The organism is Nonomuraea pusilla, assembly GCF_900109355.1.
Classification (GTDB): domain Bacteria; phylum Actinomycetota; class Actinomycetes; order Streptosporangiales; family Streptosporangiaceae; genus Nonomuraea; species Nonomuraea pusilla.
The window spans coordinates 374,924-389,750 of the sequence record NZ_FOBF01000001.1 but is presented as its reverse complement, the minus strand read 5'-3'; the positions used below and the strand labels follow the sequence as shown (position 1 = coordinate 389,750).

The 14,827-nt window shown below is 72.7% G+C and carries 11 protein-coding genes; 5 read left to right on the top strand and 6 right to left on the bottom strand.

Annotation, left to right across the window (positions count from 1 at the left end):
• Positions 1–51: 51 nt before the first annotated feature.
• Positions 52–996 carry an RNA polymerase sigma factor SigJ gene (sigJ, locus tag BMX74_RS01700; protein ID WP_091097754.1) on the top strand — a complete coding sequence of 315 codons (945 nt, stop codon included), beginning with the start codon at positions 52–54 and terminating at the stop codon, positions 994–996.
• A 115-nt stretch (positions 997–1,111) separates the two neighbouring features.
• The gene (locus BMX74_RS01695; RefSeq protein WP_091097751.1) at positions 1,112–2,305 is read left to right on the top strand and encodes an NAD(P)/FAD-dependent oxidoreductase; all 1,194 of its coding nucleotides are present in this window, start codon (positions 1,112–1,114) and stop codon (positions 2,303–2,305) included.
• A 176-nt stretch (positions 2,306–2,481) separates the two neighbouring features.
• On the opposite strand, the gene rsmA is transcribed toward BMX74_RS01695, so the two are convergent.
• Positions 2,482–3,357 carry a 16S rRNA (adenine(1518)-N(6)/adenine(1519)-N(6))-dimethyltransferase RsmA gene (gene rsmA, locus BMX74_RS01690; protein WP_420538108.1) on the bottom strand — a complete coding sequence of 292 codons (876 nt, stop codon included), beginning with the start codon at positions 3,355–3,357 and terminating at the stop codon, positions 2,482–2,484.
• Between the two features lie 31 nt (positions 3,358–3,388).
• Here rsmA and BMX74_RS01685 point away from each other — a divergent pair, with 31 nt between their 5' ends.
• Positions 3,389–5,110, top strand: a complete 1,722-nt coding sequence (locus BMX74_RS01685; RefSeq protein ID WP_337959830.1) for a serine/threonine-protein kinase — start codon at positions 3,389–3,391, stop codon at positions 5,108–5,110.
• 164 nt (positions 5,111–5,274) lie between these two features.
• On the top strand, positions 5,275–6,474 hold the full coding sequence (locus BMX74_RS43720; protein WP_177227157.1) for an FG-GAP repeat protein: 1,200 nt from the start codon (positions 5,275–5,277) through the stop codon (positions 6,472–6,474).
• Between the two features lie 52 nt (positions 6,475–6,526).
• Here the strand turns inward: BMX74_RS43720 and BMX74_RS01670 are convergent, their stop codons facing one another.
• The 4 genes from BMX74_RS01670 to BMX74_RS01655 all read right to left on the bottom strand — a co-directional run bounded on the left by BMX74_RS01670 (position 6,527) and on the right by BMX74_RS01655 (position 11,656).
• Positions 6,527–7,438 (bottom strand): resuscitation-promoting factor, encoded by a 912-nt coding sequence (locus BMX74_RS01670; RefSeq protein ID WP_091097744.1) that lies wholly within the window; start codon positions 7,436–7,438, stop codon positions 6,527–6,529.
• Between the two features lie 80 nt (positions 7,439–7,518).
• Positions 7,519–8,373, bottom strand: a complete 855-nt coding sequence (locus BMX74_RS01665; RefSeq protein ID WP_082535527.1) for a TatD family hydrolase — start codon at positions 8,371–8,373, stop codon at positions 7,519–7,521.
• 157 nt (positions 8,374–8,530) lie between these two features.
• Positions 8,531–10,312, bottom strand: coding sequence for a methionine--tRNA ligase (gene metG, locus BMX74_RS01660; protein ID WP_055508042.1), 1,782 nt, complete (start codon positions 10,310–10,312; stop codon positions 8,531–8,533).
• A gap of 75 nt (positions 10,313–10,387) precedes the next feature.
• Positions 10,388–11,656, bottom strand: a complete 1,269-nt coding sequence (locus BMX74_RS01655) for a glycosyltransferase family 2 protein (RefSeq protein WP_177227155.1) — start codon at positions 11,654–11,656, stop codon at positions 10,388–10,390.
• Between the two features lie 186 nt (positions 11,657–11,842).
• Here BMX74_RS01655 and BMX74_RS01650 point away from each other — a divergent pair, with 186 nt between their 5' ends.
• Complete coding sequence (locus tag BMX74_RS01650) at positions 11,843–13,306, top strand: hypothetical protein (protein ID WP_236715077.1); 1,464 nt, start codon at positions 11,843–11,845, stop codon at positions 13,304–13,306.
• On the opposite strand, the gene BMX74_RS01645 is transcribed toward BMX74_RS01650, so the two are convergent.
• Entirely contained in the window at positions 13,239–14,822 is a 1,584-nt protein-coding gene (locus tag BMX74_RS01645; protein ID WP_055508038.1) for a dolichyl-phosphate-mannose--protein mannosyltransferase, read from the bottom strand. The two genes, BMX74_RS01650 and BMX74_RS01645, sit on opposite strands and share 68 nt — an antisense overlap.
• Between the last annotated feature and the right edge of the window lie 5 nt (positions 14,823–14,827).

The following is a 14,827-nucleotide window of genomic DNA, read 5'->3' as shown; positions in this document are numbered from 1 at the left end:
TTCCCCGGCGGGGGCCTTACGGGGTTCTGGGGTGCCGCTTAGGATCGGGCCATGCCCTTGACCGCGAACGACGTTGACCGGTTCGAGGCCGCGAGGCCGCGTCTGGAGGCCATCGCCTACCGCCTCCTCGGCTCCGCCGCGGAGGCCGAGGACGCCGTGCAGGAGACGTTCCTGCGCTGGCAGGCCGCCGACGTCGGCCGGGTCGAAGTGCCCGAGGCCTGGCTGACGAAGGTCCTCACCAACCTGTGCCTGAACCAGCTCACCTCCGCGCGGTCACGCCGTGAGACGTACGTGGGCGCGTGGCTTCCGGAGCCGCTGCTCGCCGGCGACCCCATGCTCGGCCCCGCCGACACCGCCGAGCAGCGGGAATCGGTCTCGTACGCGGTCCTCACCCTCATGGAGCGCCTCTCCCCCAACGAGCGGGCGGTGTACGTGCTGCGGGAGGCCTTCGACTATCCGCACCGGGAGATCGCCGAGATCCTCGACATCACCGAGGCCGCCAGCCAGCAGATCTTCCACCGCGCCAAGAAGCACCTCGCGGAGGGCAAGGCCCGCATCGAGATCGACGAGGCCGCCACCCGGCGGATCGTCGAGGAGTTCCTGGCGGCCGCCACCAGCGGCCAGGTGGAGCCGCTCGTGCGCCTGCTCACCGGCGACGCCATCGCGATCGGCGACGGCGGCGGGAAGATCCCGGCCCGGTTCAAGGCGTTCGAGGGCGCGGTGGCGGTCGCGACGTTCCTGCGGGGCCTGTTCAGGCCCGCGGCGGCCAAGCGCGCCCTGGCCGGCGGCTCCCCCGAGGTCTACATCTGGAGCGCCAACGGCGAGCCGGCCGTCGTGGCCGTCCTGGACGGCCAGGTCGTCGGCGTCATGTGCCTGGAGGTCACCCCCGAAGGCATCACCGCGGTCCGCAACCAGGTCAACCCGGACAAGCTCGTGCGCGCCACCGCGTACTGGGCGTCCTCCGACCACGGGGAGCCCCTGTTCAACGCCTTCTGATCGCCCTGTGAGGAGCCCTGCGAGGCGCCCTGTGAGGCGTCTCACATCGCGTCCCTGTCAGGAAACGGCGCGCCGCCCGGTTCAGGGGGCACATCGCGTAGACAGGAGCAAGGGCATGCAGCACCGCATCATCGTCCTCGGGGCCGGATACACCGGAGCCAGCGCCGCCGGGCGCCTCGCGAAGCGGCTCCGCGGCGAGGACGTCGCCATCACCCTCGTCAACGCCGAGCCTGACTTCGTCGAACGGGTCCGCATGCACCAGCTGGCGGCCGGGCAGGACCTCACGCCCCGGCCGCTGAGCGAGATGTTCGCGGGCACCGGCGTCGAGGTGCGGCTCGCGAAGGTCACCGGCGTGGACGTCGAGCGCAGGACCGTCGCCGTCGTCGACGCGAAGGGCGCAGGAGAACTCGGCTACGACACGCTCGTCTACGCCCTCGGAAGCGGCTGGAACGCCGAGGGCGTTCCCGGGGCGGCCGAGCACGCGTACGAGATCGCGGGCCGTGCCGGAGCGCTCCGGCTGCGCGAGCGCCTGGCCCGCCTCGACGCCGGGCGGAGCGTGGTCGTCGTCGGCGGCGGGCTCACCGGCCTGGAGGTCGCGGCCGAGATCGCCGAGGCCCGCCCCGATCTCGACGTCGCCCTCGCCGCCCGCGACGGCCTGGGCGACTGGCTCTCCCCGAAGGGGCGCGCGCACCTGCGCAAGGTCTTCGGCAGGCTCGGGATCACCGTGCACGAGCACGCCGCCGTCACGGGCGTCGAAGCCGACCGCGTCACCACGGCAGACGGCGAGGCCATCCCTGCCGCGGTCACCGTGTGGACGACCGGCTTCGCGGTCCACCCGATCGCGCAGGCGACCGCGCTGGAGGTCACCGACACCGGCCAGATCGTGGTCGACGGGACGCTGCGCTCGGTCTCGCACCCCGACGTGTACGCGGTCGGCGACGCGGCCATGGTGATGGGCCCCGGGGACAAGCCGCTGCGGATGTCGTGCGCCTCCGGGGTTCCTGGCGCGTGGCAGGCCGCCGACGCCATCGCGGCGCGCCTGACGGGTGGGAAGCTCCCGAACGTCGCGATCCGCTACTTCAACCAGTGCGTCTCGCTGGGCCGCAAGGAGGGCCTGATCCAGTTCGTCACCGCGGACGACCGCGCCGTACGGGCGGCTCTGACGGGGCGGCTGGCCGCGGTCTACAAGGAGCTGGTCTGCAAGGCCGCCGCCTGGGGCGTCGCCAACCCGACGCTCGGGCTGCCGGCCCGGCGGCGGCCCGTCACCCAGCGGGCCGCGGCGCGCTCATCCGTCAAGGCTCCGGCATAGACCGCCGGGTGAGGCGGGCGCTCTCCACACGCGGGAGGGCGCCCGCCTCGCTGCCGCCGTACGGTTCGGCGGGATCGGGGTGAGGCGCCCCCGGATTCAGCGCGTTCGAGGTGAGGCGCCCCAGGTCCGAGGTGAGGCGCCCCCAAGTTCAGGGTGAGGCGCGCCCGAGCCGGGCGTCAGGGTTTGTTCTCCGCTATGCGGGCGAAGGCGGCGATGTCGAGTTGCTCACCGCGCGTGGACGGGGCTACGCCTGCCGCCGTCAGGGCCTGTTCGGCCAGGGCAGGGGAGCCGGCCCAGGAGGCGAGGGCGGCGCGGAGGGTCTTGCGGCGCTGGGCGAACGCGGCGTCGATCACGGCGAACACCTCCTCGCGGGAGGCGGTCGTGGCCGGGGGGTCGCGGCGGATCAGGGAGACCAGGCCGGAGTCGACGTTCGGGACGGGCCAGAAGACGTTGCGGCCGACGGGCCCGGCCCTGCGTACGTCGGCGTACCAGGCGGCCTTGACCGACGGCACCCCGTACACCTTGGAGCCGGGGCCGGCGGCGAGCCGGTCGGCCACCTCCGACTGGACCATCACCAGGCCCTTGCGCAGCGACGGCAGCACCTGCAGCAGGTGAAGCACCACGGGGACGGCCACGTTGTACGGGAGGTTGGCCACCAGGGCGGTGGGCGCGCGGCCGGACAGGTCCTCCGGCGTGATCCTGAGCGCGTCGGCGTTGACGACGGTGAGCTTGCCGGACAGCTCGCGCTCGGCGACGGTGACGGGCAGCTGGGCGGCCAGCACGGGGTCGATCTCGACGGCGACGACGTGCGCGGCCTCGGGCAGCAGCGCCAGCGTCAGCGACCCGAGCCCGGGGCCGACCTCTATCACGACGTCGTCGGGCGTGAGCTCGGCGACGCGGACGATGCGCCGGACGGTGCCGGCGTCGATCACGAAGTTCTGGCCTAGCTTCTTGGTCGGGCGAAGATCTAGCTTGTTCGCCAAGGTACGTATTTCTGCTGGGCCCAACAGCCTCATCATCCAACCAGTCTCCCGCATGCCGGAACCTGCCATGGCGCGTGGGGGGACGACGGGGGAGGATGGCGTGGAACAGGAAGGGACGTCCCTCATGGAGCCAACGGGCGCCGCGCCGCTCCGCCCCACGGACCTGCGGGAGGTCGGGCCGTACCGGCTGCTGGGACGGCTCGGCGAGGGCGGCATGGGGACGGTCTTCCTCGCGCGGGCCCCGGCCGGACGGTTCGTCGCGGTCAAGGTGGTGAAGGCGGAGTTCGCCAACCAGGAGGGGTTCGCGGCCAGGTTCCACGCCGAGGTGGAGAACGCGCGCAGGGTGGCGTCGTTCTGCACGGCGCAGGTGCTGGACAACGGCGACACCGGCGACGGACGCCCGTTCATGGTGACGGAGTTCATCCAGGGCACCCCGCTGTCGGCGCAGATCGCCAGGCACGGCGCCCTGGAGCCCGGGCCGCTGCACGGCGTCGCTCTGGGCGTGGCGGCGGCGCTGGCCGCGATCCACGTCGCGGGGCTGGTGCACCGCGACCTGAAGCCCGCGAACGTGATCCTGTCGCTGTCGGGGCCGAGGGTGATCGACTTCGGCATCTCGCGGGCGCTCGACAGGGAGACGGGGTTCACGCTGTCGGGCGAGCTGCTGGGCAGCCCCGGCTGGTGGGCGCCCGAGCAGGTACGCGGCCTGAGCGTGACGCCCGCGGCGGACGTCTTCGCCTGGGGCTGCCTGGTGGCGTACGCGGGGAACGGGCGGCACCCGTTCGGGCGGGGCGACGCGGTGACGCTCGCGACGCGGGTGCTGAACGAGCGCCCTGACCTGGGGGTTCTGCCCGCGCCGCTGGACTCGCTCGTCCGCCGCGCCACCTCCATGGACCCGGCGCGGCGGCCGACGGCGCAGGAGCTGCTGCTGGCCCTGGTCGGCTCCGGCGCCGCCGCCGTGTCGGCCGACGCGGATCCGCCGACGCTCGTGGCGACCGAGATGCTGACGGGGTGGCAGCCGCCGCGCAACGTGGCGGAGGCGCCGGACGTCACGGCGGAGTTCACCACGCCGCCGCCGGGACCCCCAGGAGGCGCCGAGCCGCCCAGAACCACGGCGGCCGGGCGCGGAACTCGTCCCGGGCTGCCGGACGAGCTCGACACCGCCGGCGGCCCCGGCACGACGAACGGGCCCTCGGGCCGACCCGGCGGCCCCGGCACGCCGAACGGGCTCTCCGGCCGGCCCGGCGTCCCCGGCTCGGGCGACGTTCCGGATCGGCACGATGGGCCGGGCGAACGGGACGTCCTCGGCGCGCCGCGCGCCGCCCGGGTGCGGTGGCTGATCGCGGGCGCCGCCGCCGTCCTGGCCATCGCGGCGACGGCGGCGGTCCTCGCCTCGACCTCCGGCAGGAGTACGGGGGAAGGGGGCGCGGTGCGGGTGGCGCCGCCGTCCGGGTCGTCGGACGTGGGGCGCAGGCTCGCGCTCGGGCCGGCCTTCGACGACCCGGTGGCGGTCCTCGCGGCCCCCGAGTGCGGGGTGAAGGAGTACGAAGGCAGGACGCAGACGCTCGGGCAGCTCTGCGTGGTCCCGTTCACGCTGGTCAACCCGGGCGGGGAGCAGCGCGGGCTGGCTCCGCGCCCGGACGTCGCCCTGTTGGACGACCGGGGCGCCGCGCACGTCGCGGTCGTCGCCGCGCTGCCGCCCGTGCTCGCGCCGGGCGGCCGGGCCGACGGCGCGTTCGTGTTCGACCTGCCCGCGCGCAGGAAGCCGGTGAAGATGACGGCCGTCCTCATGGACGCCGGCGGGCGCATCGAGGTGGCACTGTGACGCCTACGCACCCCCGCCCGACTCCCGACGCCGATCCCGCACCGGCCGCCCAGCACCCGCCGGCCGCAGCGACCGCACCGGCCACCGAACACCCGACCGCCACACAGACCGCATCGGGCACCCAGCAGCCGAGCGCCGCCCGGATTGCGCCCGTTGTCCGGCGGGTGGCCGTCGTGCTGGCGGTGGCGCTGGTGCTCGCCGGCCCGGCGGCCCCGCTCCTGGCCGGCCCTGCCGTGGCCGGCGCGTGCGCGAGTGCCGCCGATTTCGACGGTGACGGCGTGGACGACGTGGTGGCCGGGGACCCGTTCGCGGACGGCGGGCGGGGCGCGGTGTACGTGATCTCGCGGGACAGGGCGGCGCCCGTCGCGGTCCCTGGCCTGGCCAGGGGTGACGGGCTGGGCTGGTCCGTACGCCTGGCCAGGGTGGACGGCGACGCCTGCTCCGACCTGGTGATCGGCGCCCCGTACGCGGACGTGGACGGCCGTGCCGACGCGGGGGCCGTCTACGTCGTCCACGGCGGTGGCGGCAGGCCGCCCGAGCGGCTGACCGCGCCCGAGCCGCAGCAGGGGGCGCACTTCGGCTGGTCGCTGGCCGCACGGGGCGGCCTGGTGGCCGTCGGCGCACCCTACGAGGACGACGGCGGGCGTCCCGACGCGGGCGCCGCCTACGTCCGCAGGGGGACGAACCGGCTGACCAGGATCGGTCAGGACTCCCCCGGCGTGCCGGGCAACAGCGAGCCGGGCGACCAGTTCGGCTGGTCGCTGGCGTTCGGGCCGGGGAACGGGCTGGTGGTCGGGGTGCCGTACGAGAACGACGACGGCGCGGGACGCCAGGCGGGCAGCGGCGTGAGCGACTCCGGTGCCGCGGTCTTCCTGGACGACGTCCTCGCCTCGCCCCTGTCCGGGACGAAACTGGACTCGCCCGCGGACGCCCGCGGCGACCGGTACGGCTACGCGGTCGCCTACGTGGAGGGCCGCGGGTACGCGGTGGGCGCGCCGGGCTCCGGGTACGTCCAGCTCCTGGACCAGGGCAGGCGGCAGGTCAGGCGACTCTCGCAGGAGGAGGGCGGGCGGGCGTTCGGCTTCTCGCTGGCGGCGTCGGCGGACGGCAGGCTGGCGATCGGCGCGCCGTACGGGGGCGGGGTGCGGGTGGTGTCCTGGGCCGACCCGGGCGAGGAGCGGCGGCTGCCGGGGGGCGACGGGCTGTTCGGGTGGTCGGTGGCGTTCAGCGGCAACAAGCTGTACGTGGGGCAGCCGGACGCGCGGCCGTACGGTCGGGTGGCGGTGGCGGCGCGCAACGCCCAGGACCCGGTGCCGGTGCAGCCGCCCGCGGGCGTGGACTTCGGTGCCGCCGTGGCGGGATGAGCGCCCCGGTCCAGGTGGGCCGGTGGCAGATTGGGGCTCGCGCGGCTGGGGGTCAGCTGAAGAGGTGGGAGCCGCAGTGGGGCCAGTGGCGCTGCCAGGTGCCGCCGTCCCGCTGGTAGAGGAGCTGGGCCCGGTAGGTCTGCTCGTCCTCTGGCCACTCGGTGGGCAGGCCGGATCCACCCGCGGCGCGCCACATGTCCAGGCTGAACCGGTAGAGCCCGTAGGAGCCGCCGTCGCCGGCGCGCGCCTTCGGGTCGCCCCCGGACTCGCACGCGGCGAGGGCCCGCCAGTCGAGCCGGCGCACCTCCGGCCTGATGGGAACGATCCAAGGCGGCGCCACGGTGATCACCATGCCCTGCTGGGGGAAGCTGCCGAGCGAGGGACGCACCTGGAAGCCGGGCGGCACCGCGACCCGTTCGCGCCTCAGCAGCTCCCGCACGGTACGGGCCGTGGTGCGCAGCGAGCGCCGCCTGGCGACGCCGGTGACCACGCTGACGTCGCGTTCGGTGAGGACGGTCAGGGACATGCCGGTCAGCGGCACCCGTTTGTCGGGCGGCTCCGACAGCCGGCTCGCGGCCGGGGAGATGGCGAGCTCGGCGAGCGCCTCGCGGACGTTGGTGGCGGTGACGAGGCGGTCGCTGGTGCGTCCGTCGACGGTCAGCTTGATCGGGCGTGCGTGGCGCACCTCGACGCGCGCGCCGTCGGCGAGTTCGGCCTCGGGCCCGGGACGCACGACGTCGCCGAAGCCGACGTCGACCCCGGCTTCGCCGAGCAGGTCGCCGACGGACCCGGCCGAACTGCGCACGGCCCGAGGCTCGCCGTCGACGACGAGGACGACGTCCTTGGCCAGCGCGGACACGGCGGCCAGCCCGCCCGCGGCGAGGAGGCCCGCCAGGCACACCGCCGGGAGCCAGGGTGAACGCCAGGGGATGCGCGGACGCGGCGCGCGCCTCTTTCCTCGCACGACGACCTCCGGTGACGGGCTCGACGGCCGAACGCTAACGGGGGCCGCGCCCGCGCCTCCACCGGTTCAGGGAAAGATGGTCACCACTCACCGAACACGGTGACTCCGTTGGCGCTGATGGCCTCGCAGAGATAGTCCGGGTGGACCCCCTTGACCTCCGCCAGGCAGCGCAGGGTGAGGGGAATCAGGTAGGGAGCGTTGGGTTTGCCCCGGTACGGCACGGGTGGCAGGTAGGGGGCGTCGGTCTCGACGAGCATCAGCTCGGCGGGCGCGACCTGGGCGGCCTCGCGGAGGTAGCCGGCGTTCTTGTACGTGACGGGACCGGAGAACGACATGAAATATCCGGCTTCCGCGCACTTTTTCGCCATTTCGGCGTCGCCGGAGAAGCTGTGGAACACCACGACCCTCGGCGCCCCCTCCGACGCCAGCACCTTGAGCACGTCGTCGTGCGCCTCACGGTCGTGGATCACGAGGGCCTTGCCGGTGCGCTTGGCGATCTCGATGTGCGCGCGGAAGCTCGCGTGCTGGTCGTCCCTGCTCGCCCAGTCGCGGTAGTAGTCGAGCCCCGTCTCCCCCACCGCGCGGACCTCAGGCCGCCCGGCCAGCTCCTCGATCTCGGCCAGCGCCTCGGGCGTGGCGGCGTGCGCCTCGTTCGGGTGGACGGCGACCCCGGCGTACACGCCTTCGTTCTCGCGCGCGGCGTCCGCGTTCCAGCGGGAGGACGGCAGGTCGTACCCGATCGTGACCAGGCGCGTCACGCCGACGGCGCGGGCGTCGTCGAGGATGCCGCGCACCGTGGCCGAGGCCGCCTGCGCGGCCTGCGCCACCGGGTCGCCCGACGACGCCTGCCGGTTGCCGACCATGATGTCGAGATGGCAGTGGCTGTCGAACACCGGTGCGGAGAGCGGCTCGGGAGGGGCGGGAATCGTGCTCACGCACTCTAAAGTAGCCCCCACGCGCTCCGACGTGCTCGACAGCACCCGCGTAGGGGGCCGACGGCCACGGGGTGCCGGAGGAGGCCCTGGAGGCCTCACCGCCGCGCAGGACGACCCCGCTGCTCCAGGGCTGATCTCCGGAACCCCGCCGGGACGGTCACTCGCCCAGGCGGGCCAGTTCCTCGTCGACGACCTTCGGGTCGAGCTTCTTGAACAGCGGCGACGGCGGCGCGAGCGGGGTGCCCGGCTGGATCGGCCGGTGCTCCCAGCGGGCCGCGCCGTCGTACTCGCCCGTGATGACCGGGTACGGGGCGCCGCCGTCCTCGTCGACCTCGCGGATCTCCGGCATGCCGGACCAGACGCCCTCGCCGCCCAGCATGGCGTGCACCTTGTTGGACGAGCCGGGCAGGAACGGCGTGAGCATGGTCTTGGCGTCGTCGACCACCTGCAGCGCGACGTGCAGGATGGACTTCTGCCGCTCGGGGTCGTCCTTGAGCTTCCAGGGCTCCTGGTCGGCGAGGTACTTGTTGGCCTCGCGGACCACGTCGAACGCCTCGGTGATGGCGTTCTTGAAGCGCGACCTGGACAGCTCGGCCCCCACGGGCGCGAACGCGTTGCGCGAGCGCTCCAGCAGGGCCCGGTCGGCGTCGGTGAGCGCGCCCGCCTCGGGCACGGCGCCGAAGTTCTTCGCCGCCATCGAGATGGACCGGTTGACCAGGTTGCCCCAGGCGGCGACGAGCTCGCCGTTGTTGCGGTTGACGAACTCCTGCCAGGTGAAGTCGGTGTCCTGGTTCTCGGGGCCGGCGACGGCGATGTAGTAGCGCAGCGCGTCGGCGTCGTAGCGGGCGAGGAAGTCGCGGACGTAGATGACGACCTGGCGGGACGACGAGAACTTGCGCCCCTCCATCGTCAGGAACTCGCTGGAGACGACCTCGGACGGCACCTCCAGCCTGCCCAGCGAGCCGGGCGTGCCGTCCTTGGCGCCGATGCCGCTGTAGCCGAACAGCATGGCCGGCCAGATCTCGGCGTGGAAGACGATGTTGTCCTTGCCCATGAAGTAGTAGCCGCGGGCGTCGGGGTTCTGCCACCACTGGCGCCACGCGTCGGGGTCGCCGGACCGCCTCGCCCACTCGATGGACGCCGACAGGTAGCCGATGACGGCGTCGAACCACACGTACAGCCGCTTGTTGGGCTGGTCGCGCCAGCCGTCGAGCGGGATCGGCACGCCCCAGTCGAGGTCGCGGCTGATGGCGCGCGGCTGCAGGTCGCCGAGCAGGTTGAGGGCGAACTTCAGCACGTTCGGCCGCCACTCGCCCTGCTTGGACTGCAGGTACGAGCCGAGCACCTCGGCGAACGCGGGCAGGTCGAGCATGAAGTGCTCGGTCTCGACGAACACCGGCGTCTCGCCGTTGATGCGGCTCACCGGGTTGATGAGCTGGATCGGGTCGAGCTGGTTGCCGCAGTTGTCGCACTGGTCGCCGCGGGCGCCGTCGTAGCCGCAGATGGGGCAGGTGCCCTCGATGTAGCGGTCGGGCAGGGTGCGCCCGGTGGACGGGGAGATGGCCCCCATCGTGGTCTTCGGGAAGATGTAGCCGTTGTCGTACAGGCCCTTGAAGATCTGCTGCGTGACGGCGTAGTGGTTCTTGGTCGTGGTCCTGGTGAACAGGTCGTACGACAGGCCGAGCCCCGTGAGGTCTTCGGCGATGACCCGGTTGTAGCGGTCGGCCAGCTCGCGGGCGGTCACGCCCTCCTTGTCGGCCTGCACCTGGATGGGCGTGCCGTGCTCGTCGGTGCCTGACACCATCAGCACCTTGTTGCCCGCCATCCGCTGGTAGCGGCTGAAGACGTCGGACGGCACGCCGAACCCTGAGACGTGCCCGATGTGGCGGGGGCCGTTAGCGTACGGCCACGCGACGGCGGTCAAGATGTGCTGGGACATGTCCCTAGCCTACGGGTTGCGCGCGCCGCGTTCTCCGCCAACCGGAGGCACGGGCGCGCGCGCCGCGGCGCCGGCTCAGGAGGCGGGCGTGGACTCCTCGCTCGTGACCGCCTCGGCGGCCTCCTTCTTGGCGGCCTCCTCGCGGGTCACGGCCTCGGCGGCCTCCTCGGCGGCCTGGGCGGCGACGTCCATGGACGTCTCGCGGCTGCGGCGGATGCCGAGGATGCTGACGAACAGGGCGGCGAAGATGGTCTGGAAGCTCATGACGAGCGCGGTGGCCGAGGGCACGACGAGGCGCAGCGACTCGCGCGGGTCGAGCTCGCCAAAGCTGCGCACCTGCCAGTGCACCAGCGACATGACCAGGCCGACGACGCCGGCGAGCGCGAGCAGGCCGCCCGCGATGAGGCCCTTCTCCAGGCTCACGATGTCGATGAGTTTGCGGATGCGCCGCGACTCCGGCAGGAAGCCCTCCTCGGCGGCGTACACCTTGGTGAACACGGCGAACAGCACCGCCTGGAAGCCGATCACCACCAGGGCGGACGATCCGACGAGGGTGTCGACGTCGAAGGCCAGCTCGCCGATCTCCACGGGCCCGAAGGTGAGCGCGGTGCCCGCGACCAGGCCGAGGATCATCATGACCAGGCCCGGATAGAAGAACAGCCACTTGGGGCTGTACAGGAGCAGGAAGCGCAGGTGGCGCCAGCCGTCGCGCCAGGAGCGCAGGTGCGGCGGGCGCGAACGCCCGTCGGGCGAGAGCGTGGTCGGCACCTCGCGCACGTCGAGCTTGGCGAGTGTCGAGCGGACCACCATCTCGGAGGCGAACTCCATGCCGCTCGTCTGCAGACCGAGCCGCAGGATCGAGTCGCGCCTGAAGCCGCGCAGGCCGCAGTGGAAGTCGCCGATGACCGACGGGAAGAACAGCCGGCCGACGAACGACAGCACGGGGTTGCCGAGGTAGCGGTGCAGCGGCGGCATCGCGCCGGGGGCGATGCCGCCCTTGAAGCGGTTGCCCATCACCAGGTCGGCCCCGTCGCGCAACTGCTCGACGAAGGGCATCAGGGAGGTGAAGTCGTACGAGTCGTCGGCGTCGCCCATGATGACGTACTTGCCGCGGGCGGCGCGGATGCCGCCCATGAGGGCGTTGCCGTAGCCCTTCTCCTCGACGTGGACCACGCGGGCGCCGGCCTCGCGGGCGAGCTGCTGAGAGCCGTCCGTGCTGCCGTTGTCGGCGATCAGGACCTCGCCCTGGACGCCGTGCTCCTCCATGCACGCCAGGGCCTTGCGCACACAGACTTCCACGGTCTCGGCCTCGTTGAGGCAGGGCATGACCACCGTCAGTTCCACGTCTCAACCCTTCAGTTAAGGCTCTTGCAGTCCACCATGATGCCCTGTGCCCAGACATGGTCGGGTCATGTCCTAAAAACGGCTGGCATTCTTTACAGCATGGTGAGCGTCGCGGAGATTACCCCTGTGGACCACTCCGCTCCTGGCCGGACCGCCCGTGGGCTGTCCTTTCTGCGCCGTCATCGAGTGTTCGCCGCGGCTTTCGGCGTGGGCGCCGTGCTGCGGATCGTCGCCATGCTCGGCTACGGCCCGGCCATGTGGTTCAACGACTCGTACGAGTACGTCTCGGTGGCGCTGCACCCGCGGCCGCACCCGATCAGGCCCGACGGCTACAGCTTCTGGCTGATGCTGCTCAAGCCTTTCCACAGTTTCACGCTGGTGGTCCTCACCCAGCACCTCATGGGTCTGGCGGCGGCCGCGCTCATCTACGCGCTGCTGCGCGCGAAGTTCGGGCTGCCGAAGTGGGGCGCGACGCTGGCGGCGGCGCCGGTGCTGTTCGACGCGTACCAGATCCAGCTTGAGCAGATGGTCATGTCCGACACCCTGTTCACCCTGCTCGTGGTGGCGGTGGTCACACTGGTGCTGTGGAAGCGGCGGCTGACGTGGCGCGCGGGCGTGGTGGTCGGGCTGCTGCTGGCGCTGACCTGGCTGACCCGGTCGATCGGCCTGCCGATCCTGGCGCTGGTCGTGGTGTACCTGCTGGTCAAGCGCACGGGCTGGAAGCCGATCACGGCGGTGGTGACGGCGTGCGCGGTGCCGGTGATGGCGTACATGGGGTGGTTCGCCACGGCGTACGGCAAGTTCGCGATGACCAACAGCGACGGCCTCATCCTGTACATGCGCACGGCCATCTTCGCCGACTGCTCGAAGATGCACATCGACAAGTACAAAGAGGTGCAGCTGCTGCTGCTGTGCATCAACGACCCGGTCGACCAGCGCAAGGACTACGCCCAGTGGTATCTGTGGGGCCAGGGCAACGGCGACGGCCAGGGCACCGGCGAGGTGCTGCACCGCTGGGGCATCAACAAGAAGTTCAGCGAGATCACCAACGAGGCCGCGAGCGCGTTCGCCATCAGGGCCATCACCTCGCAGCCCGGCGACTACCTGAAGGTGGTCGCGCGTGACTTCCTCCGCTCGTTCCACTGGTCGCGCCCGCGGTTCCCGGACGAACAGACGTACCTGATGTACCAGTTCAAGCCGTACTACGATCTCGACGAGAGCGGCCAGCCGAAGCGGCTGCCGAAGTGGTCGTCGTACCAGGGCGGCAGGACCGACACCGACGCGTTCAGCTACGAGCAGGGGCCGCCGGAGACGCGGATCGTCCAGCCGTGGGCCGACGTCATGGCGTGGTACCAGAAGGTCTTCTACCTGCGGGGCATCCTGCTCGGCGGCATCCTGCTGATCGGCCTGTACGGCGTGGCGGTGCGCTGGCGGACGTTCGGCGGGCCGGTGGCGCTGCCGTGGCTCGGCTCGGTCGGGCTGCTGCTCGCGCCGGCGGCGACGGCGGAGTTCGACTACCGCTACGTGCTGCCCGCCGTGCCGCTGGCCTGCCTGGCGGCGGCCATCACGCTGCGCCACGGCGTCAGGATCGGGGTGCGGAGGTCATCCAGGAACGCATCAGCATCCGAGCCCACCACTGTGCCTGCGTGATCGTCTCCGCGGCGAGCACCGGCTGGAGCCACCAGAAGTCGACCAGCACGACGAGCGCGAACGCGCCGACGACGGCCGCCCCCGCCGCCCTGCGCGGCGGCGCGGCGGCGGCCCTGCCGAGGACCAGGCCCGCCACGAGCACGACCGCGAGCACCATGAACGGCACCACGGGCGCCAGGTAGAACAGGTACATCGTGCGGTCGTCGGCGACGGCGTAGTAGAACCAGGGCAGCCAGCCCGCCGCGCAGGCGAGCAGCACGGCGCCCGCCCGCCAGTCGCGGGTGACTCCGTAACGGACGACGAGCGCGACCAGGGCGAGCACGGCGGCGAACCAGAGGGCGGGGGTGCCGACGGCGAGCACCCCCTGCACGCACCTGCCGCCGCCGCACTCGGCGGCCGGCCGGCCGGTGTCGTAGTGGAACAGCACCCCGCGCACCAGCAGCGGCCACTGCCACGGCTCCGACATGGACGGGTGGTAGTCGCTCAGCCCGGTGTGGAACCCGAGCACCTGCACCTGGTACGACACCCACGAGCGCAGCGAGTCGAACACGAAGAACCCCGGCCCGCCGGACGTGGCCCGCTCCCAGCCGCGCCCCCACCCGCCCGGACCGGCGAACCACCCGGCCCACGAGGCGAGGAGGACGAGGGCGGGCACGAGCGCGAACGCCCCGAACCCGCCGGGCGCGTCGTGGGCGAGCGCGCCCCGGTAGGCGGCGCGGGCGCCCGCGGCCCGCCTGGCGCCCATGTCCCAGGCGAGGCTCAGCACGGCGAACGCCACGAGGAAGAAGATTCCCGACCATTTGACCGCGCAGGCCGCGCCCAGGCACGCCCCGCCGGCCACACGCCACCAGCGCACGCCGAGCGGCGGCCCGTACGCGCCCCGCGCGGCGTCACGGTGGGCGGCCGTCCGCGAGGCGAGGACGTTCCTGACGGCGTCGCGGTCGGCGACCAGGCAGGCGAACCCGCACAGCACCCAGAACATCAGGAACACGTCCAGCAGGGCGGCGCGCGACAGCACGAAGTGCAGGCCGTCGAGCGCCAGCAGCAGCCCGCCCAGGCAGCCGAGCAGCGTCGAGCGGGTCATCCTGCGCGCCACCCTGGCCAGCACCAGGATCGACAGGGTTCCGGCGAGCGCGGCGGCGAAGCGCCAGCCGAACGGGTTCATCCCGAACAGCCACTCGCCCGCGGCGATCATCCACTTGCCGAGCGGCGGGTGCGCCACGAACGCGGCGCACTCGTCCGGCGCCGGGCACTGCTTGAAGACGTCGAGGCTGCCCGCCATCAGGCGGCGGTCGGCGACCGGGTTCTTCGCGTCGCCCAGCATCGCCCGCTCGACGCCGTACCTGAGCAGCGAGTAGGCGTCCTTGGCGTAGTACGTCTCGTCGAAGACGACGGCCCTCGGCTCTCCCAGCCGGACGAACCGGAGTATCCCGCCGAACAGCGCCACGACCAGCGGCCCCACCCACCCCCACAGCGGGCCGCCCTGGAACGGGGGAACCAGGCGACGGGCGATCATCTGTG

What these genes read in the sequence shown, in the direction of transcription:
- sigJ (WP_091097754.1), top strand. Translation starts at nt 52, where the DNA reads ATGCCCTTGACCGCGAACGACGTTGACCGGTTCGAGGCCGCGAGGCCG.
- BMX74_RS01695 (WP_091097751.1), top strand. Translation starts at nt 1,112, where the DNA reads ATGCAGCACCGCATCATCGTCCTCGGGGCCGGATACACCGGAGCCAGC.
- rsmA (WP_420538108.1), bottom strand. Translation starts at nt 3,357, where the DNA reads ATGGCAGGTTCCGGCATGCGGGAGACTGGTTGGATGATGAGGCTGTTG.
- metG (WP_055508042.1), bottom strand. Translation starts at nt 10,312, where the DNA reads ATGTCCCAGCACATCTTGACCGCCGTCGCGTGGCCGTACGCTAACGGC.
- BMX74_RS01645 (WP_055508038.1), bottom strand. Translation starts at nt 14,822, where the DNA reads ATGATCGCCCGTCGCCTGGTTCCCCCGTTCCAGGGCGGCCCGCTGTGG.